This is a genomic window from Flavihumibacter fluminis, from assembly GCF_021491375.1.
GTDB lineage: Bacteria > Bacteroidota > Bacteroidia > Chitinophagales > Chitinophagaceae > Flavihumibacter > Flavihumibacter fluminis.
The window spans coordinates 868,055-888,514 of sequence record NZ_JAKEVY010000003.1; the positions used below are offsets into that span (position 1 = coordinate 868,055).

Annotated in this window: 19 protein-coding genes; 8 read left to right on the plus strand and 11 right to left on the minus strand. The window is 45.5% G+C overall.

Translation table 11 applies throughout. The annotated features are described in order from the left end of the window. Positions 1-64: 64 nt before the first annotated feature. Both porZ and recO read left to right on the plus strand, forming a co-directional pair. Positions 65-2,245, plus strand: a complete 2,181-nt coding sequence (gene porZ, locus L0U88_RS14945; RefSeq protein WP_234866881.1) for a type IX secretion system anionic LPS delivery protein PorZ — start codon at positions 65-67, stop codon at positions 2,243-2,245. A 2-nt stretch (positions 2,246-2,247) separates the two neighbouring features. Next, entirely contained in the window at positions 2,248-2,985 is a 738-nt protein-coding gene (gene recO, locus L0U88_RS14950; protein WP_234866882.1) for a DNA repair protein RecO, read from the plus strand. Here the strand turns inward: recO and L0U88_RS14955 are convergent. Beyond that, positions 2,982-4,124, minus strand: coding sequence for an amidohydrolase family protein (locus L0U88_RS14955; RefSeq protein ID WP_234866883.1), 1,143 nt, complete (start codon positions 4,122-4,124; stop codon positions 2,982-2,984). The genes recO and L0U88_RS14955 overlap by 4 nt on opposite strands. 54 nt (positions 4,125-4,178) lie before the next feature. Here L0U88_RS14955 and prfA point away from each other — a divergent pair, with 54 nt between their 5' ends. Then, positions 4,179-5,249, plus strand: a complete 1,071-nt coding sequence (prfA, locus tag L0U88_RS14960; RefSeq protein WP_234866884.1) for a peptide chain release factor 1 — start codon at positions 4,179-4,181, stop codon at positions 5,247-5,249. Between the two features lie 497 nt (positions 5,250-5,746). Here the strand turns inward: prfA and L0U88_RS14965 are convergent, their stop codons facing one another. The 6 genes from L0U88_RS14965 to L0U88_RS14990 all read right to left on the minus strand — a co-directional run bounded on the left by L0U88_RS14965 (position 5,747) and on the right by L0U88_RS14990 (position 9,004). Beyond that, positions 5,747-6,154: a VanZ family protein gene (locus tag L0U88_RS14965; protein ID WP_234866885.1), complete on the minus strand. Its 408-nt coding sequence runs from the start codon at positions 6,152-6,154 to the stop codon at positions 5,747-5,749. A 10-nt stretch (positions 6,155-6,164) separates the two neighbouring features. Next, positions 6,165-6,980 carry an anti-sigma factor gene (locus tag L0U88_RS14970; RefSeq protein WP_234866886.1) on the minus strand — a complete coding sequence of 272 codons (816 nt, stop codon included), beginning with the start codon at positions 6,978-6,980 and terminating at the stop codon, positions 6,165-6,167. Further along, on the minus strand, positions 6,977-7,516 hold the full coding sequence (locus L0U88_RS14975) for an RNA polymerase sigma factor (RefSeq protein WP_234866887.1): 540 nt from the start codon (positions 7,514-7,516) through the stop codon (positions 6,977-6,979). The genes L0U88_RS14970 and L0U88_RS14975 overlap by 4 nt, the downstream gene beginning before the upstream one ends. 7 nt (positions 7,517-7,523) lie before the next feature. After that, complete coding sequence (gene gcvH / locus L0U88_RS14980; protein ID WP_234866888.1) at positions 7,524-7,901, minus strand: glycine cleavage system protein GcvH; 378 nt, start codon at positions 7,899-7,901, stop codon at positions 7,524-7,526. 61 nt (positions 7,902-7,962) lie between these two features. Beyond that, a complete protein-coding gene (locus L0U88_RS14985) occupies positions 7,963-8,670 on the minus strand; it encodes a peptidylprolyl isomerase (protein WP_234866889.1) in 708 nt (235 codons plus the stop codon). Continuing rightward, positions 8,660-9,004, minus strand: a complete 345-nt coding sequence (locus tag L0U88_RS14990) for a hypothetical protein (RefSeq protein WP_234866890.1) — start codon at positions 9,002-9,004, stop codon at positions 8,660-8,662. The genes L0U88_RS14985 and L0U88_RS14990 overlap by 11 nt, the downstream gene beginning before the upstream one ends. A gap of 53 nt (positions 9,005-9,057) precedes the next feature. Here L0U88_RS14990 and serS point away from each other — a divergent pair, with 53 nt between their 5' ends. Genes serS through L0U88_RS15010 form a run of 4 tightly spaced genes read left to right on the plus strand, consistent with a single transcriptional unit; the run spans position 9,058 to position 14,107 of the window. Continuing rightward, on the plus strand, positions 9,058-10,326 hold the full coding sequence (serS, locus tag L0U88_RS14995) for a serine--tRNA ligase (protein WP_234866891.1): 1,269 nt from the start codon (positions 9,058-9,060) through the stop codon (positions 10,324-10,326). A gap of 7 nt (positions 10,327-10,333) precedes the next feature. After that, the gene (locus L0U88_RS15000) at positions 10,334-11,428 is read left to right on the plus strand and encodes a hypothetical protein (RefSeq protein ID WP_234866892.1); all 1,095 of its coding nucleotides are present in this window, start codon (positions 10,334-10,336) and stop codon (positions 11,426-11,428) included. Positions 11,429-11,482: 54 nt separating this feature from the next. Then, entirely contained in the window at positions 11,483-12,898 is a 1,416-nt protein-coding gene (locus tag L0U88_RS15005; protein ID WP_234866893.1) for a DUF1800 domain-containing protein, read from the plus strand. Between the two features lie 12 nt (positions 12,899-12,910). Continuing rightward, a complete protein-coding gene (locus L0U88_RS15010) occupies positions 12,911-14,107 on the plus strand; it encodes a DUF1501 domain-containing protein (RefSeq protein ID WP_234866894.1) in 1,197 nt (398 codons plus the stop codon). Between the two features lie 46 nt (positions 14,108-14,153). Here L0U88_RS15010 and L0U88_RS15015 read toward each other — a convergent pair whose 3' ends face one another. The 4 genes from L0U88_RS15015 to gyrB all read right to left on the minus strand — a co-directional run bounded on the left by L0U88_RS15015 (position 14,154) and on the right by gyrB (position 19,279). Beyond that, positions 14,154-14,891, minus strand: coding sequence for a 3-keto-disaccharide hydrolase (locus L0U88_RS15015; protein ID WP_234866895.1), 738 nt, complete (start codon positions 14,889-14,891; stop codon positions 14,154-14,156). 71 nt (positions 14,892-14,962) lie between these two features. Continuing rightward, complete coding sequence (locus L0U88_RS15020) at positions 14,963-16,918, minus strand: lectin-like domain-containing protein (RefSeq protein ID WP_234866896.1); 1,956 nt, start codon at positions 16,916-16,918, stop codon at positions 14,963-14,965. Positions 16,919-16,989: 71 nt separating this feature from the next. Beyond that, on the minus strand, positions 16,990-17,193 hold the full coding sequence (locus L0U88_RS15025; RefSeq protein ID WP_039133489.1) for a hypothetical protein: 204 nt from the start codon (positions 17,191-17,193) through the stop codon (positions 16,990-16,992). A 106-nt stretch (positions 17,194-17,299) separates the two neighbouring features. Beyond that, on the minus strand, positions 17,300-19,279 hold the full coding sequence (gyrB, locus tag L0U88_RS15030) for a DNA topoisomerase (ATP-hydrolyzing) subunit B (RefSeq protein ID WP_234866897.1): 1,980 nt from the start codon (positions 19,277-19,279) through the stop codon (positions 17,300-17,302). A 227-nt stretch (positions 19,280-19,506) separates the two neighbouring features. On the opposite strand from gyrB, the gene L0U88_RS15035 reads away from it, so the two are divergent. Continuing rightward, complete coding sequence (locus L0U88_RS15035; protein WP_234866898.1) at positions 19,507-20,445, plus strand: helix-turn-helix transcriptional regulator; 939 nt, start codon at positions 19,507-19,509, stop codon at positions 20,443-20,445. Positions 20,446-20,460: the final 15 nt, after the last annotated feature.

The window sequence follows — 20,460 nt, forward strand, 5'->3', positions numbered from 1 at the left end:
GAAAGCCATTTTAGCGCTATTAATCGGTTAAAAGCCGGACTGAAGCGGTTAACTTTGACATCTTATGCGTTCCCGCTGTCTCGTATTCGTATTGATTTTCCTGCTTTCAACTGCCTGTTTTGCTCAACCAATCGGTACCTGGCAGGAGCATTTATCCTACCAATCTGCGATCGCAACAGGAACTGATGGCAGTCAGCTGGTAGCCGCCAGTCCCTGGGCAGTTTTTCAATATGATCCCCAGGCAGCGACTTTCACCCGGTTTTCCAAAATCAATGGATTATCTGAATCCGGTATTAAAACCATTTACATAGATGGACCGCTGACGATCATTGCTTATACAAGTGGTCAGATCGATCTGTTGGAAGATGGTAAAACAAGAAGTGTAAATACCCTTCGACTCAGCAATATTCCGGCAGATAAAAAAGTGAATGCCATCTGGAAGGAAAATGAACGTTGCCTGCTGGCTACCGGCTTTGGAATTGCTGTGTTGAATATAGAAAAAGCAGAAATCGGGGATGTATATCTTATTGCTAACGGTGGAGTCTATTCGAAAATAAACAGCATCGCAGCAGATGCTGATTATTATTATGCAGCAGGCGAAGCAGGGCTCTACCGGGCTTCCCGATCAGCATCGAATCTCGCAGATTTTCGCAGCTGGACCCTCATGAGCGGATTGCCAGCCGGTGCAGTACATAAGGTGTTTATATGGCAAAATGAACTATACGTGCAAATCGGAAATCAACTTTTTAAAGAGGAGGCAGGTGGTTTCATTTCCATATATGAAGACAATTGGCAATGGCAGGGAGTTGATACCAGTTCATCAGGAATTTTACTGGCACAACGAACTAACGGTGCCGCAAGAGTGCTGCTTATAAACAATGCAGGAGAAGTTCAAACTTCACTGGTTCATCCACTGATTCAATGGCCTCATCAAACAGTTTATTTTCAGGAACAGTATTGGGTGGCGGATTCATTAAACGGACTGATAAACATAGACGGCAATTTTGTAGAGCGACTGGCGCCTAACTCACCGGCAGGAATAGGAACAGGCGGACTGGTGGCAGGAGCTACAGGCTGGTGGATGGCAAACGGAAATCGCTTAAGCCGGTTTCAAGATGGAAACTGGCAACTATCAACCACATTTGACGCTATTGGTCCATTGCTTGAAACCGGTGATGGAGGACTCTGGGTGGGATCAATGAATTCAGGATTGGGGCTGTTTCGGGATGGCAACCTGCAGGTTTTTCGGGAGGAATTGCTGGATGAATCTGTCCAGGAGCCAGGTATGTATAAAGTAGGAGGACTTGCATTGGATGCAGGCGGACAACTCTGGATCAGCAATGATGAAGCAGCAAGGGGGGTGCTGGTTAGAAGACCGGATGGTACCCGCCAGTCCTTTGAGATTCCTTTTTTTTATCCGTCACTTCGGGTAAGGGAGATCGTTATAGATGAACTAGATCAGAAATGGATCGCTTCTCCGGGAAATGGACTCTTTTGTCTGAATGGCACGAATGACCAATGGCGGTTCTACCAGGCAGGGGCCGGAAATGGTAATCTGCCTTCCAATGAGGTTCTTAGCCTTGCCAGGGATCAGTTTGGTTTTATCTGGATTGGTACCGCAGATGGTATCGGAATCATACAATGTGCCAGCCAGGTTTTTTCAGGCGATGGTTGCGATGCAATCCTGCCGGTTGTGCAATCCGATAATTTTGCCGGTTTCCTTTTTAAGGGAGAAGCTGTTCAGACCATTGCGGTGGATGGAGCCAATAGAAAATGGATAGGGACAAAAAATGGTGTCTGGCTAATCAGTGCAGGTGGTGAACAAACCTTATTAAGATTTACGACAGCAAATAGTCCCTTGCCGGATAATGATATTCGTAAGATTGCAATTGATCCTAAAACCGGAACGGTTTTGATTTCAACTGCAAAAGGACTGATGAGCTATCAGTCAACAGCAACCGAAGGGAGCAGAACGAATACTAACGTACTGGTATATCCGAATCCCGTTCCTCCCGGATATACTGGAACGATCGCCATTCGTGGCCTGGTAAGCAATGCGGTGGTCAAGATTACAGAGTTAAATGGTAGATTGATTTACCAGGGACGCGCATTAGGCGGGCAGTTTATCTGGAATGGTTTAGACCTGAACGGGAAAAAAGTTGCTACGGGAGTATATCCGGTTTGGATCAGTAATGATGGAAGAACAGAGCAGGCAGTTACTAAAATTGTTTTTATTCAACAATAGTCATGAATTTTCATACCAAAGGAGTTGTGTTGCGGACAGTAAAGTATGGAGAAACAAGCGTCATTGTTTCCATCTTTACCGAATTGTTTGGTATGCAATCCTACATTGTAAATGGCGTACGATCCTCTTCAAAGAAAGCAGGCACCAAATCCAACCTATTTCAGCCTACGGCTTTGCTTGACCTGGTAGTCTATCACAATGAACAGAAAAATCTGCAGCGCATTAAAGAGCACCGGTGGGCGGTATTGTATGAACACCTTTTTTTCGATGTTTTCAAGGGAGCGGTGGCAACCTACATGGTGGAATTATTGCAGAAATGCCTGAAGCAACCGGAGCCCAATCCGGATCTCTTTTATTTCATGGAAGATGCATTACTGCATCTGGATAAAGCTAGTCCGAAAATGGTTGCCAACTATCCGCTGTTTTTTTCATTGCACCTGGCTAATTTTTTCGGATTCCGGCTGGTTGATGAATACGATGAAGCGCATAACATACTGGACTTGCAGGAAGGTATGTTTTTGAATCAGTATCCAACACATACGCATTATCTTGAAGGGTTCAATAGTGAAGTAATAGCAACCTTATTACGTGTAATGCAACCGGAGGAACTAAACCAGGTTCACTTACCCGTCAGTACCCGAAGATACTTGCTGCAGCAACTGGAATTGTATTACGCCCTTCATGTGAGTGATTTCGGACATCTGAGGTCAATGGCTGTCTTACAGGAAGTTTTAGGTTAAAGTAGTCGTGTAACCTTCCAGTCCTTCAAAGTGATCACCCCGGGTGTTTTTGCTTTTTCAAAACTACCGAGTTTGTTTTCCATATTTAATGCCTTTGCTCCATTGTATGTAGCCCATTGAAGCAGGTGTTCCAACGGAATTTCCGGGTAGAAGCCTGCCAGTAATTTCAATTCTTCGGTTATGGATAACTGGTGGTTAGAAGCCAGGCTGTCGGTGCCGATTACAATTTTATCAACTTGCGATTTCAGCAAGAACCCCGGAGGAATACTTTGATTGATATATTGGTTTGCACCCGGACAAACACAAAAATAAGTTTCGCCTATTGGTTGCTTTTGCAGGAAGGCAAGATCATCCGGACTGGTTACAACATTGTGTACCAGGATCAGTTTCGCTGCCTTGTTCAGATAGGAGAGTACGGCCTGCATACTGGTGGTGCCGGGTGGTTCAAAAAAATCTACGTTTACTCCAATTGCTGTGAAGAGATCCCGCATGGGAGATTGTCCACTGATAAAAAAATCATTCTCGGCTTTTGATTCCTGGTTGTGCATGGTAAGCAAGGTACCAGGATCGAAGTCGTTGATCAGTTGAAACAGTTCGGGAGATACGGAATAAGGTGCATGGGGGGATATACTGGCAGGACCAATCTCCCGGAATTTTTGCCATGCAGTTCTGGCCTGTTCAAACCGGTTTTGAGCAGTGGCACCAATGAAACCGCTGACTTCGACAAAGCTGTGGTATTTCAGCGTACTCAATTTTTTTATATCCAGGCTATTAAGAGTATTGCATATATCTCCCACGGCTACGATACCTTCCTGCTGCATTTGCTGGTCGGCATGATAGCTGGCTTCCTGGATAGCTTCGATGCTAGCCTGACGGTGAGTCATAACGCTCAGCAGAAAGGGGATCATGCCAGTATGGGGTGGAATTTTTCCTGCCATATGGCTGAGTTCCAGGTGACAATGGGCATTGATAAATCCAGGGGAAATGATTCCTTCTACCGGTTGAATATCATCGCCGGCTTCTGCAATTGGAACGATCGATTCAACCTGTCCATTTGATTGGGTGATGAGTACGGAATCCTGCGGAGCCCAGGATTTTCCGGTAAAAAGTTTTGTTCCCCGAAACTTTCGATATGCCATGCCTGCTTTTCTGTTAATTTTGCCAACCTTTTCCCGGTATAAAAGTAAGCAACTATGTTAGACAAGCTGGAAGCGATTGAGGCAAGATTTAAAGACCTGGGCGTGGCACTGACCAACCCTGAAATCGTGGGTGATAATAAGAAGTTCAGTGCCCTGAGCAAGGAATACCGGAGCCTGGAAAAGATTGTTGAGCAATACAACCAGTATAAGTCTGTTTTGTCTGATGTTGAAACCTACCGGGAGGCGTTGGCAGGAGATGATGAGGAATTGCGTGAACTCGCCAAGGAAGAACTACCGGTACTGGAGGAAAAGGAAGAAAAGCTGCGTGTGGCCATCCGACAAATGCTGATTCCAAAAGATCCGCAGGATGAGAAAAATGCCATCCTGGAAATACGTGCCGGAACAGGTGGCGACGAAGCTTCTCTGTTTGCCGGAGACCTGCTGAATATGTACCTGCGCTATTGTAATAGTAAAGGCTGGAAAACAGCTATCCTGAGCGAAAATGAGGGAACTGTCGGTGGCTATAAGGAAGTGAATGTGGAGGTGATTGGAGATGATGTGTATGGAACAATGAAATTTGAATCAGGTGTACACCGGGTGCAGCGGGTGCCGGCAACCGAAGCAAGCGGAAGAGTGCATACCAGTGCGGCAACTGTGGCAGTAATGCCGGAAGCAGAGGAAGTGGATGTGGAAATCCGGGATGCGGATGTTAAAATGGAAACTGCCCGAAGTGGTGGAGCCGGTGGTCAGAATGTGAACAAGGTGGAAACCAAAGTAATGCTGACGCATATTCCAACCGGAACGGTAGTGATTTGTCAGACAGAAAGAACCCAGCTGGCCAACCGGGAAAAAGCCATGCAAATGCTGAGAACCAAACTCTACGAAGAGCAGGTGCGTAAGCAGGAAGAAGAAATTTCCCGTCACCGGAAAAGCCTGGTAAGCAGTGGTGATCGCAGTGCAAAAATCAGAACCTATAATTTTCCGCAAGGAAGGGTTACGGATCACCGGATTAACTATACCGCCTACAACCTCGACGCTGTTTTGAATGGCGATATCCAGGAATTTATTGAGCGTTTACAGTTTGCAGAGAACGCAGAAAAAATGACGCAGCAACAAGGAAATTAATTTTGTTTTTACGGAATTAATGTGGTAAATTCAGTAGGTGATCGGGTGAATCGAAATTGCTGTTGTTTTTACTTCTTTTTCTATCATTTTGTACTACGAATACCCTGAACAGGGTATATCAAACGTTTGCGTAATCCCTACGAAAGCAGTCGTGATGCGGGGTCCTGTTAATTATTTTAAAAATCAAAAGGGTACTGATTAAATAGCGGAGATACTGTCGTTACTTTGTGTTATCAACGAAAGAGAGAAAGCGAAAAAGTAGTGATTGGTAAATTTCAAAGTTCTTTAACGATTCGAAGCACACTATTTGGTCACTTTGATCGTTTAGTATAATAGAAAATAGATTCAACGTTTTTGACTCTCACTTAAGCAGTCAATTTTCTCATAAGCAGTTAGTTTTGGTTACGGCCCCTGTTTCCACAGGGGCCTTTTTTTATGGTGAAAAGTGAAAGGTGAAAGGTGAAAGAAGGTGAGACGTCAGACGTGAGATGTGAAAACTAGGTGAAAGGGGGGCGTTTGATTTTTTTTGTGAACCAGAGTCCGCCGATGAGGCCTGCAAGTGCACCGATACCATCCGCCAGGGCATCCATCCAGTCGAAATCGCGGTGAATAAGCGGGGATGCTTGCATGAACTCTACAATAATTCCATCTCCTATTGCCAGTAATACAATGATAAAATTCCAGGTTCTTTTCTGGTGTGGGTTGAGGTCGTCTTTCAGGTTAAAGAAAATAATCCAACTACCAACCATCAGTGAGTATAGCCCGAAATGAACCAGTTTATCGGCATGAGGAATAAGTTCGATTTTTTCTTTGCCGAAACTGCCTCCTGGTAACAGCAGGAGGAAATGAACAAAAACCAGCAACACTAAGGGGAATGTTCGTCTTTCAAAAAACGAGTGCAACATGAAAATGTAATTATACTTTTCCTAACACATACATAGCCGTCAGCGTAGGACTCTGACTGCCGCCTGCATTTTCCAGGGTGATAGCAAAAGCTTCTGCACTTGGAATATTTTTCATTTTCACCAAACCATCTCCGGGTTCAACATCAATTACACCCGCATCTACAGGTTTACCATTAACGATCGCCCACAATTGATATTGTTTTCCTGGTTCAGGTTTCGGTAATTGGTTTACCAACAGATAAACTTCCGCAGAATTTTTATCCCAATACACAGTAGTTAAACTATTCGTATTATTTACAGCTGTCATTTTAATCGGCTGTATGTTGGGATTTTTGATCCTGCTCAAATCCGTTTCCAGGTCGGTCAAACGGGTTTGCATGCTACTATTATTCTCGGCGAGCTGCTGCTGCTGGGCAAGCAGATCTTTGTACAAGGAATCAGATTGCTGATAACGGTTGTATAGGTAAATATTGAGAGCGGCACTTCCAGCCAACAGCACAACCGAAGCAGCTACGAGGTATTTTTTCCAACCGGCACCAGAGTACGCCTCCGGAGTTGGCAGTTCAACAACTGGGGCGGGCTGAGTGAGAGAACCTGATTCAGGTTGGGTGATTTTTTCAAAAATGGACTCGCGAAGTGCAGGAGGAGGTGCAACCGCACCGGCCATAGCGCTGGCTTCGAGGCTGGCCTCAAAGGCATCGCGGGCAGCCCGAACCTCAGGATAAGCAGCGCACATACGCTCCAGTTCCTGCTGTTCCGCCTGATCAGCGAGCCCCAGCACACAGCTTTCTATGCTGCCACTTTCTATGTATTCCTGCACATTCACGTTAATAATTTTCTAAGTTGCAGCAAGGCGGCACGGATTCTCGTTTTCACGGTCCCCAGGGGGATCTCCAGCAGCTTTGCTATTTCCTCATGCGTATATCCTTTCAGATAAGCCAGATCTATTAATACCCGGTGTTCTTCTTTCAATTGACCGATTACTTTCGATAAGCCGATATGGTCCAGAGATGGGTTACTGCCGGCTGACGGTATATGTACGTCAGAATCCAGTTCCCGGTTTTTCTGGCTGTTCTGGTAAGCTTTTGAACGGGTCATATCAATGGCCGCATTCCGGGCGATGTTCAGCATCCAGGTAAACAACCTTCCTTTAGAAGCATCATATGTCTCCATCCTGCGCCAGATATTTAGAAAAACCTCCTGCAAAACATCAGCTGCAAGGGCCTGGTCAGGAATGATTTGAAGAATCACACCATTTAGGGCACCTGCATAATGATCGTACAGATACTTAAAAGCAGTCTCCTCTTTTTGCCTGAGCAGTTGAACCAGTTCCGGTTCTGTATATGTGTTTGCAGTTGTCAAGAAGGGATTATCCGATCAGTGTCTTGTAACCTTCCGCATCCAGCAGGCCATCCACATCAGCCGGATTGGAAACTGTCATTTTGATCATCCAGCCTTCACCATAGGGGTCGGAGTTAACCAGCTCAGGGTTAGCAGAAAGGGCTGGATTTACTTCGTTAATGGTTCCACTAACCGGTAAGAACAGATCTGATACGGTCTTTACTGCTTCTACTGTACCAAATACAGCTTCCGCTTCCAGGTTTTTACCAACTGTTTCGATTTCCACATATACAATATCACCCAATTCTCCCTGAGCGAAATCAGTGATGCCAATGGTTGCAATATTTCCTTCCAGTTTGATCCATTCGTGATCTTTCGTATACTTTAATGCTGCGGGGATATTCATATCATGAAGTTTAGTGCTGCAAAATATGGAGAATTATGAATTAAGAAGTATGAATTATGAATTAGGGTCGGCGGACGAGGCGGGCTTTCTTTATCACCACCGGCTCAAGGGGGCGATCTCCACCCGTACGGCCACTTGTTTTTACTACGGCGATGGAATCAACAACCTCCAGGCCACTGATCACTTCTCCATAGATCGTATAGGCCTGATCCAGGTGCGGAGCACCTCCAATTGTTTTGTAAACTGCCCTGTGTGCTGCAGGTAGTTTCCGGCCATTCAGGCGATGGATTTCTACCGAGTCCAGGGACTGATCTGTAAACACCCTGCCCTGCACAATATAAAACTGGCTGCCACTGCTGGCTCTTTCGGGATTCACATTATCGCCCATACGGGCAGCAGCCAGCACGCCCTTGCGGTGAAAATACTTTGGACGTATCTCGGCCGGAATGGTATATCCTGGACCCCCGCTTCCCAGCTTAGTGGTGTCTGGGGCTTTTTTGGATTTGGGATCCCCCGCCTGAATCATAAACTGCTGAATCACCCGGTGGAATTGAATGCCATCGTAAAAATCGGATCGCACCAGGCGGATGAAATTATCACGATGAAGGGGTGTTTCATCGTATAGCCGTAGCCGTATGGTCCCCTTGCTGGTTTGTAGTTCCACATCGCGTTTCAGCAGGCGTTTGGGAACAGGTGCCCCTGCTTTGGGACTGCAACCAATCAGCAAAGAAACTAAAACCAGCAACCAGGCGATCGGTCTAAAACTCATTTTTATCAAAGTAGAGTAAAACATGGTCTTTTAAAAAGAGTTCCTGCTCATTTGGTGGCAGTATTGGCAGGTCTTTCAATTGCCTGAAATGAGGCCAGCCATCGCGATCGCGCCCTTCCAGTTCATAATAACCACTTTGAGCCAGCAGGCTGCAAACAGCCACATGCATCAGATCCTGTTTTTGCTCCTTACTGAATTTCTCCTTTACTTCTCCCAGTTCCTGGATCCCGATCAGGAACAAAATCGTTTCCATATCGGGCTTCTTACCGAAACGCTCCACCAGCTTAGCTTCCAGGTTCCACCAGCGTACCTGTAAATCGTCCTGTACATTCATGGTACAAAGATAACCGGACGGGTCACTTATATTTGCGTCAAATTCAAAAAGAGATGTTACAGGTGAATTTTATCAGGCAGAACGCGGATTTCGTGAAGGAAAGACTGGCCGTAAAACATTTTTCCCAGTTGAACCTCGTGGATGAGCTGATTGCACTGGATGAAAAAAGAAGAAAACTCCAGTTTGAGCGGGATGAATTGCAAAGCAAGGTGAATGCGGCATCCAAAGAAATCGGCAACCTGATGAAATCGGGCAAAAGGGAGGAAGCGGAGGCGCTGAAGGCGGAAGTAGCTGCCATTAAAGTGCAAATGGAAGATACTTCTGAACTGGCTGACCTTGAAACAGCGGTTCACAGCATCCTGGTGCAATTGCCCAACCTGCCGGCTGCGGAAGTGCCTGTTGGTCGCACACCGGAAGAAAATGTAGTGGTTCGGGAAGGAGGCGTGAAGCCGGTTCTGGCTGCAGGCTCCAAACCCCACTGGGACCTTGTATCGCAGTATGGTTTGATCGATTTCGAACTGGGTAACAAGATTACAGGAAGTGGTTTCCCCGTATATAAAAACCAGGGAGCTAAATTGCAACGTGCACTGATCAGTTATTTCCTGGATTATAATACGGCTGCTGGATATGTGGAGTATCTGCCTCCACATATGGTGAATGAAGCATCTGCTTACGGAACAGGACAATTGCCCGACAAAGAAGGGCAGATGTATCACGCCACAGCAGATAATTTTTACCTGATTCCAACTGCTGAAGTTCCGGTTACCAATATTTACCGCGATGAGATTCTGAATGCGAATGAACTTCCTGTGAAGATGACTGCCTATACACCCTGTTTCAGAAGAGAGGCTGGTAGTTATGGTAAAGATGTTCGCGGCTTAAACAGACTGCACCAGTTTGATAAAGTGGAAGTCGTTCAACTGGTACATCCTGAAACGAGTTACGAAGTATTAGAGGAGATGGTGTTGCATGTGGAGAAGTTATTACAAAGCCTGGAACTCCCTTACCGCATTCTTCGGTTATGCGGCGGCGATATGGGCTTCACATCCGCACTGACCTATGATTTTGAAGTGTACAGTGCTGCCCAGGAAAAATGGCTGGAAGTGAGTTCTGTTTCCAATTTTGAAGCCTATCAGACCAACCGGATGAAAATCCGTTTCAAAGATGAAAAAGGCAAAACACAATTACTTCATTCTCTGAATGGTAGTTCTATGGCCCTGCCGCGAATAGTGGCAGCGCTGCTTGAAAACAATCAAACCCCGGAGGGGATAAAATTACCCAAAGCGGTTCAGCCTTATTTTGGTGGGGAGTGGATTAAATAAATTCTGTATGAAGCGACCCTTCTTATATCTTGTTTTAGTTTTTCTTGTACTATTGGGTTGCAGGAAAGATAACGCATCAGATAAGAGCCGCGGATTATTAGGTGTTACTCCCTGGCCGGCTGATTTCACTCTTGAGGAACAACAAAAAGCATTGGCCTTTATCTCAGCTGATTGCGATTTGGTTTCACATCATTTTGATGATGGTATTCCCTATCAGGAAAGTTTTACATCATCCGAAATGCCTTCCGGTTTAATAGCTGATGTACAATTCATAAAAAGTCAAACGGCTGGGAAAAAAAGACTGCTCAGTGTGTCAGCTTTAGACTTGAGCCGAAAAGCAATGGCTTCCTATTACAGAGATTCTCTTGCTGTTTCAGCAGCGATACGGCAGCATTGGAAGAGCTTACCGATTGATCATCCAGACAGAATTACTGCTTATGTGAAATATATTGGCTGGTTGGCAGATCAGTTTAAACCCGACTGGATTAATTATGGTGTAGAAAGTAACCTGGCAGAATGGGATCCTGCTGAATTTCAGCAATACAAAAAATTTCTGCAGCAGGTTTACAAAGCACTTAAAGCAAGTTACCCGCAAACACCAATTTTTCTTAGTTTAATGGTTACTGAGCAAGCATTGTCTATTGCCCATGCCCGGGAGTTATTGCCTTTGTCGGATTTTGTTGCGTTGAGTGCCTACCCTTATACTCATGTAAGCAGTAGCAGTAATGGGAATACCGATCCGTCACTTTTCCCAGACCGATATTTTGAGCAATGGTTAGACCTTGCACCAGAAAAACCCTGGTGTTTTGCGGAAACTGCCTATATCGCAGAACCACTTTCAGTTCCTGAATATTTTTTAAATAAAGAGGGGAATGCAGCCTGGCAAAAAACTTATCTTGACCAATTATTGAAATTGCTGGATCAACGGAAAGGACAATTTTTAGTTTGGTTTTGTTATAAGGATTATAATGCTGCTATTAAGCGATTAAAAGAGTCCGGTCAATATCAGCCGCTGTTTTCTTTCTGGCAGGATACGGGCTTGTTTGATGAAAAAAATCAGCCCCGACCTGCTTTGCAAAGTTGGAGAAATTATAGAAAATAACAAGGCAGGTTAAACTTACTCTTCTAGCGAAAGTCTTATACCAAACATTGGACTGTGAAAGATACTCAAACAGCTCTTCAACATCTTGCGTGGAGGGCAGGGTTTGGTCCTGCAGCAGCAGAACTCCCTAAAATCCGAAAAGCGAAGTTGGCAGAATTCAGAAAAGCGCTGCTTACTAATTCCGTTAGCCTGCCAGCTTTTTTGGAAGCAGTAAAGAATCCCTACGAAGGAATGGCTCCTGAAGAGGTTATCCAAAAAATGAGAGGCGCCAGTGAGGAAGCCAGAAAGGAATTGAGAGCGTTTAATCAGGAAGGAATTAAAAAGTTGAATCGGCTCTGGATTAAGGAAATGATCAGCAGTAAGGCTCAACTCAGGGAGAAGATGGCTTTTTTCTGGCATGATCATTTTGCCTGCCGCTCTGGCAATGTGTTACATGTTCAACAATATCTTCAGATAATCAGAAGCCATGCATTGGGAAAGTTTCCGGATTTATTGCTGGCAGTTAGCAAGTCTGCTGCTATGATCAATTATCTCAATGCGAATCAGAACAGAAAAAACAGTCCGAATGAAAACTTCGCCAGGGAAGTAATGGAGTTGTTTACTGTTGGTAAAGGCAATTATTCAGAAGAGGATATCAAAGAAGCAGCCCGGGCTTTTACCGGATGGACTGCCACCTATTCGGGTGAATTTGTATTCAGACCCGGACAACATGATGCAGGCACCAAACGGATCTTCGGCCATACTGGTAATTTTAACGGAGAAGAAGTGTTGCAACTTTTAGTGAAGCAGCCAGCAACAGCTCGATTCCTGACTGAAAAGATTTACCGGTTTTTTGTGAATGAAGAAATCGATGAAAAAATAGTTTCCTCACTTGCCAATGGGTTTTATGAATCAGGTTATGATATCGCTAAACTGATGCAAACGATTTTTTCATCTGACTGGTTTTATAAAAAAGAAAATATCGGGAACCGGATCAAATCGCCTATTGAGTTGTGGGTTGGAATCAATCGCCAACTTCCTATGGATTTTGGTAATGAGGATGCGGGTATTAGCTTTCAGCGGATAATGGGCCAGACACTTTTTAATCCGCCCAATGTAGCCGGATGGCCTTCAGGAAATGCCTGGATTGATAGCACTTCATTAATGTACCGATTGCAACTTCCTAAAATCGTCAGTGCCGGAACAGATTTTGCGATTACACCAAAAGCAGATGATGATGTGCAGATGGGAAAGACAGCCAGGCCCATCCGGGCGCTTTCAGCTATGATAAAATGGCCTCTTTACTTCCAGTCTTTCGCAGCTATCGATCCTGAAAAATTGCGGGAGGCGGTGAAGCTTTTTTTGCTGCAATCCACTACCTGTCCTTCAGATAGTATGCTGGATAAATACAGTAAAGAAAATAGCAGAGAATCGCTGCTTTCAAGCCGGACCATCCTGCTGATGCAGAGTCCCGAATATCAATTATGTTAATACCTTATTGCTATGTTAATAAAAAGAAGATCATTCATTAAAGGAACGGGACTTGCAACTGCCTCCTTATTGATGCCACGTTTTCTGCATGCATTTGATGCAGATGGAAAAGTACCTCCGGGAAATAAGGTGTTGGTGGTATTGCAGCTGAGTGGTGGCAATGATGGATTAAACACAGTGATTCCCTATCGCAATGATATTTATTATAAATCCAGACCTGGAATTGCAATTGCAAAAGAAAAAGCTATCCGTCTGACGGATGAAGCTGGTCTGCATCCTTCTTTGAGCTTTTTGGGTCAGTTGTTTGCAGAAGGAGAGATGAGTATCCTTAACAATGTAGGCTATCCGGAACCCGATCGCTCACATTTCCGAAGCATGGATATCTGGCAGAGTGCGAGTGGAGCAAAAGAGTATTTGGAAACGGGCTGGCTGGGCAGATTGCTGGATGAACAGTGTAAGAACTGCGAACATTCAACGCAGGCCATTGAGATTGATGATATGTTAAGTCTCGCTTTAAAAGGAAAATCAAAAAATGGATTTGCGTTTAAGGATCCCCGTAAGTTGTACCAGGCGGGGCGATCACCATTTCTGCAGGACCTGTTGAATGCACATGATCAGGAGCACGCGGAGCATACGGTATCTTACCTCTACAAGACATTGGCAGACACCAAAAAAAGTACTGCCTATATCTATGAGCATAGTCAGCAGGTAGCGACTGGTGTGTATCCAAATCATGAATTGGGCAGGAATTTAAAGACGGTAGCTTCTTTGATTCTCTCAGATATAAATACCAACGTGTATTATGTATCCATTGGTAGTTTTGATACCCATGTGGGACAGGATGTGCAGCAATCGCGCTTGTTTGGTCAAATAAATGATGCATTGCAGGCATTTGTATCTGATCTCAAAAAGAACAACCGCTTTGAGGATGTACTGATTATGAGTTTTTCAGAATTCGGAAGAAGGGTGGCGCAGAATGCCAGCAGGGGAACCGATCATGGCAGTGCCAATAATATGTTTTTCATTTCGGGTGGCTTGAAGCAGAAAGGGCTGCTGAATGAACTGGATGATTTAACTTCTCTGAAGCTCGGCGATCTGCAATACAAAATAGATTTTCGCCGGGTTTATGCTACGGTACTGGAGAACTGGTTAAAAGTAAAAGCAGAGCCGATCCTGGGCAATGCCTTCGAACCGCTCCGCTTTGTATAGTTAGTTACCTCACCGGTCGGGTGCCACCGGTCGGGTGAGGGGAAGATCAGAGTTTGCGAACCCAGATATTCCGGAAGCTAACAGGATTGCCATGGTCCTGGAGTTTGAAACCCATTGGACCATGCTTTTTGTAGGTAGCAATTCCGATGAATTCGGTGGCGCCGGCAATAGTGGTATTGTTCTGAATCAGGACACCATTGTGCAGCACGGTAATTCTTGCAGGAGATTTCAGCATACCATTATCAAGGAAGCGGGGCGCTGTGAAAATAATATCGTAGGTCTGCCATTCACCCGGACCTTTACTCGCATTCACCATTGGCATACTCTGTTTGTAAATGCTTCCGGCCTGACCATTTGAATAGGTCGTGTTGCCATAACTATCCAGGACCTGCAACTCGTATTGTTCCATCAGGAAAACTCCGCTGTTACCTCTGCCCTGGCCTTCGCCTTCTATCTTTGCCGGTGTTCTCCATTCGATATGAAGTTGAAAATCTTCAAAAACCTGTTTGGTTTTGATATCACCAGATCCCGGTTTCACAGTGAAGATGCCATTCTCCACTACCCACTCAGCGGGACTTGTACCATCTTTTGCACTCACCCATTCGGAGAGATTTTTACCATCAAAGAGTACGATGGCATCTGATGGTGCCTTTTGGGCTGAACCTGGATTGATAACCGGGGGAACCGGATTCCATTGTTCTGTCAGTTTGGGATCTTTCTGTGCAAAACAGGCACTGAAGCTAAAGCCTGCGAGGAGGCATGCCGATAAGAATTGTTTTTTCATATTACTTGCTTGCGTATCGTTGAAGAATAAGTGTGAAATCTGTTTTTAAATGTAAGCAATCCGACCCAGTTTTACCGGATCAATTGCAAACTGCCTTTTTTCCGGTAAGCATTACCGTTATAGTCTTCTCCACTGATGACCCACACATAGGTGCCGGAAGGCTGTTCGATGCCACCCAGGCGACCATCCCATCCATCGTAACTGATGCCATCATAAACCAGTTGTCCCAGGCGGTTGTACACCCGGAAATAGTCAACTTTTCGCATGCCTACAGCCAGGAAAGAAAAACGATCATTTTTGCCATCTCCATTGGGGGTAAAGGCATTGGGAACATATAACTCGGGACCTTTAAAAACCCGGATATGAACGGAGTCTGTGGTTGCACAACCTACATCCGTAAAAGCAGTAAGGACCAGGGTAGTGGGCCTGTCCAGCGTAGCAACAGGATTCGGCAGCGTTGGATCATTAACCGCACCGGCTGGCGACCAGCTATAGTATTGTCCGCCTGAGCCATTTAACTGAATTGGCTGATTGATGGCGGCGATGGTATCTCTTCCGGCATTTGCCCTGGTCTGAAAAAAACTGGCGATATGTTCTATCGGATCACTCCAGCAACCATTGGCACCTAGTCCCCGCAACTGAATGGGGAAATCTCCTGCTCTGTTGCTGATTAAACGAAATTGTTCTGCTGCTGCAATTCCAATTCCGGAAATCCAGGCCCATTCTACAACAGGATTGGAGGGCAGGTTGGAGCTGGCTTCGAGGAAAACTTCATCTCCCACACAGGCCGCACTTACCTGCGAAGGAAGGCTGATGGCCGGTTTCTCCAGGAAATAAACAATCTTTTCGACAGTGCCGGATTCACAGCCTTCTTTGGTTTTGACATTGAGTCGCACGGGGACCTGGGCCGGACCATTAATCTGCATTTCAGGTGGAGATTGCCCGTTAAAAGGTTGTCCATTTATTGACCAGTTCCATTCTGTGATGGTGCCATATTCAACAAAGGATCGATCGGTCGCTTGCAGGATGGAACCTCCGCAGATGGTATCTGGTATAATAAAATCTGGTTCCGGAATGGATCCGATGGTGATGACCTGCCGGAATGTATCTGACCAACAGCCATCATTTCCAAGTACTGCTGCAGAGATGGTGTAATTGCCGGGTGTAGCGTAAGTATGTGGAGGTGGTATCTTTTGATTATAAATGGTGCCATCGCCATAATTCCAATGCCAGGCAACTATATAACCAAAAGATTGGGCCTGATCAACCAACTGGATTTCCTGAGGCGCGCAGGTTTCAGGGGATGGAACAAATTCGAATCCTGCTTTCAACGAGGTGCAAAATCGCTGGTGATTGTTCGCGCCACCGGTTGCTGAGGTGAAGCCCCAGTAAACAGAAGGATCATTTCCAAAGACATCTTTAATAAGGTCAATAGTTGCTGTTACCCGGAGTTCATTATCTATAAAAGCAGAAAAAATTTTGTTATCCGCATCCCATTTGATGGTAAATGCATGCCATTGACAGTCTTCAATATTATTATTGTTAAGAATGGCAGTTACTGGTCCCGCAAGGTTATTACTGCCGCCATGTCTAATATCGCCATTCAATTGAATGCTGATATGATCATAGGTGGGATCATTGTTCTCCAGGTTTTGCCAGGTATCAATTTCAATAGCCACTGATGGACGAACGCCATCGTATCCTATACCTCCACCCTGTGATCCGATATTGGTGGAAATGGGTTGCAGCATAAATACCATACCGTCGGCACCATCGGCATCTTTGCAACCGAGGTTTACATCGAACTTGAACTCGAATGAATTATCCAGCCGGATTTTATTCATGTTCCACACCGAGCCTGATTGTGCATTGGCAGCATCCGTCAGTGTGTAGCAGTTGCAATTTTCTTTGTATGCGGATCCATTCAGATGATAGGGAGGGTCAATCGTGGATTGACTAAAAACAGCGAAGGGAAACAGGAGCACCAGGGAAAGTGGGACCCAATATGGACAAAATCGTTTACTCACAGAGTATGAAAATAAAAAAAAGCACCTGCCTCACAAAGAACAGGTGCTTTTTTATTCGTTGAGTTGGAAAATTACCAACCTTGTTTAGCGATGCCGGCTTTGATAGCAGCAAGGGCTTTCTCTTCACCCAGCATGGTAGTAAGTTTGTTACCCTTACCATCATTACCCTGTGCCATATAACCGCCTCTGGCAGTTTTAGTGATCACTGCGTCTTTGATCTCTACACCTTTTTCCTTGGTCTTTACGTTATATGCGGTCAATTTGATATCTGCCATGTTTTAAAAATTTTAAATGAACAATAGGGTTAAAACGCGCGCACAAGCTAGCCAAAAAATCTTAGAATGACCCTGATACGCGGATATAAATAGGAAAATTTTAATATCAGATGTCGATTTTGGCGTATTTAGCGTGACTTTCAATGAATTCGCGGCGTGGCGGTACTTCGTCGCCCATCAGCATACTGAATACCCTGTCAGCTTCTGCAGCGTTTTCAATGGTGACAAGTTTGAGGGTGCGGGTATCCGGATTCATGGTAGTCTCCCAGAGCTGCGTGGCATTCATTTCTCCCAAACCCTTATATCGCTGAATGGTTACACTGTCTTCCTTGCCTCCACCGAACTTTTCAACAAGCATTTTTCGGTCTTCTTCGCCCCATGCATATCCCTGCTCTTTTCCTTTTTTAACCAGGTAAAGAGGCGGCTGTGCCAGGTATACATATTTATTAAGAACCATTTCAGACATATACCGGTACAGGAAGGTCAGAATCAATGTGGCGATATGTGATCCATCCACATCAGCATCCGTCATGATGATCAGCTTATGGTAGCGAAGTTTGCTGAGGTTCAATGCTTTAGGGTCTTCCGGGGTGCCTACTGTTACACCGAGGGCGGTATAGATATTCCGGATCTCCTCATTCTCATAGATCTTGTGCTCCATGGCTTTTTCCACGTTCAGGATCTTACCTCTGAGTGGCAGGATGGCCTGGAAATTCCGGTCGCGGCCCTGCTTGGCAGTACCACCCGCTGAGTCTCCTTCGACCAGGTAGAGCTCACAACGCTCAGGGTCCCGCTCCGAACAATCTGCCAGTTTACCAGGCAGGCCACCACCCGAAAGAACTGTTTTCCGCTGCACCATTTCGCGGGCTTTTTTAGCAGCCACACGAGCCTGGGCAGCCAGGATCACTTTGGAGATAACATTCCTTGCTTCCTTGGGATTTTCTTCGAGGTAGGATTCCAGCGCGCGACTCACAGTTGTTTCCACCACACCGCTAACATCACTGTTGCCAAGTTTGGTCTTGGTTTGTCCTTCGAACTGAGGCTCCGGAACCTTCACTGAAATGATGGAGCTGAGACCTTCGCGGAAGTCATCCCCTTCCACTTCAATTTTGGCTTTTTCAAAGAGTCCTTCCCGGTCGCCATAGCTTTTGAACACGCGGGTTAAAGCTCTGCGGAAACCTGTTACGTGGGTACCACCTTCGATGGTGTTGATATTATTTACATAGGAGAAGATATGCTCCTTGAAATCATTGTTATAGGAGAGAGCCACTTCCACCGCCACATGAGAGGTTTCATCGTACCCTTCTACATAGAGGGTTTTGGCAATGAGTGGTGTACGGTTGGCTGCCTGGTCGAGCATCTCCACAAATTCAGTGATACCACCTTCAGAATAGAAGGAGCTGCTGTAATGCTGACCATTTTCATCGAGTTCACGCAGATCGTTTAGAACGATATTGATTTTGCGGTTCAGGAATGCCAGTTCACGCAGGCGGCCTTCCAGAATTTCTCTGTTATATACCAGGCTGGTGAAGATGGTATCATCTGGCCAGAAGTGAACACGGGTGCCGGTTTTCTCAGAACTGCCAACTTCTTTTACGGCGTACTGGGGAATACCAATTTTATATTCCTGTTGGAAAATCTTGCCTTCGCGCTCAACAGTTACTTTCAGATCGCGACTGAGGGCGTTCACGCAACTCACACCCACCCCGTGCAGACCACCGGAAACCTTGTAGGTGTTTTTGTCGAATTTACCACCTGCGTGCAGCACGGTCATAACCACTTCCAGGGCAGATCTTTTCTCCTTGGAGTGCATGGCAGTGGGGATACCCCGCCCATCGTCCTGAACAGAGATGGAATTGTCTTCGTGAATGGTAACTTCAATATTCTTGCAATAGCCTGCGAGGGCTTCATCAATAGAGTTGTCGACCACCTCATAAACCAGGTGGTGGAGACCTTTTACACCGATATCACCAATATACATGGCAGGGCGCTTCCGAACTGCTTCCAGTCCCTCCAGTACCTGGATACTATCTGCACCATAACCATTGTTGTTTGCTAGGGTTTCTTCCTGAATTTCTGTACTCATAAATACTGGTCAATACGCTTAAATGGTAGAAAAAAAGACTATTGGCAAATGTACGGAAAAGAGGTCAGATGTGAGACGTGAGACGTGAGAAGGGAAGAAGGGTGAATGGAGGAGGGAGAAGGGAAGATGGAAGAAGGCGCGCGGGTCCAGAAATGACAGAGGCATGACAGGTGGAGGGGGGATTGATGGCGGACCATTTACCTGAACTTGCCTATTTTTGCCTGTTGATGTTTCAGTCTCCTGATATATTATCCATAGCCCGGAAAGCGCCGGTGATGTACAATGAGTTGGAACTCCTTTACCAGAAGGAGCAGCAGATTCCGGGTTCGGTTCATTATACCATCCACCGGTATCGTAAAAACAGTGCCTTTGAGATGGATGATACAGGTTTCCTGGTTTATCACCGGGTGCCGGCGGATGAGAAACAGAATTACCTTGAGTTACGCTTTTGTATTGCTGGTAATATGTATTGCCGTCAGTATCAGACTGAGTGCGATAGCTGCCGGGTTACCCAAACCCCTGCCTGTGAGCATCGCACCCCTAGTGTGGATGTGATGAGTTTTGTATTCAGTCCGGCTCATTTATCGCAGTTTGTTGGCTCCGGCAACATGAATTCCCTGCAGGATGATATCATCCGGTTTCGCCATCGCACTACCTTTTCCAAGGCCTTGTCACTTTGCAGCCGGACACGCTCAGTATTGGAAACCCTGTTGAATCACCAGTACAATGGTTCGATGGAGAATATCTTCATCAATGCACAGATGCAGATGTTGTTGTTGTTCAGCCTGGATTGTATGGTGGGAGAGAAGGAAGAGATTGCTTTCTCCTGCAAGTTCCTGGCTAATGACAATGACCGGGTGAAAATTGAAAAAGCACGCGAACTATTACTCCAGCATATTGGTGAACCAATCACCATTAAAGAACTCAGCAAGAAAGTCGCCATTAATGAATGTTACCTGAAAAAGGGCTTCAAGGAAATGTATGGCACTACGGTTTTTGATTTCTACCAGAGCCAGCGCATGGAGCATGCCCGCTATCTGCTCTACGAAAAAGGCCTCAGTGTTACAGAGGTTTCCATGATGCTCGGATATTCCTCCATCTCGCATTTTTCAACAGCGTTTAAGAAGCATACGGGGATAAAACCTTGCGAACTATTACTCCATTGAGGTGAGACGTCAGAC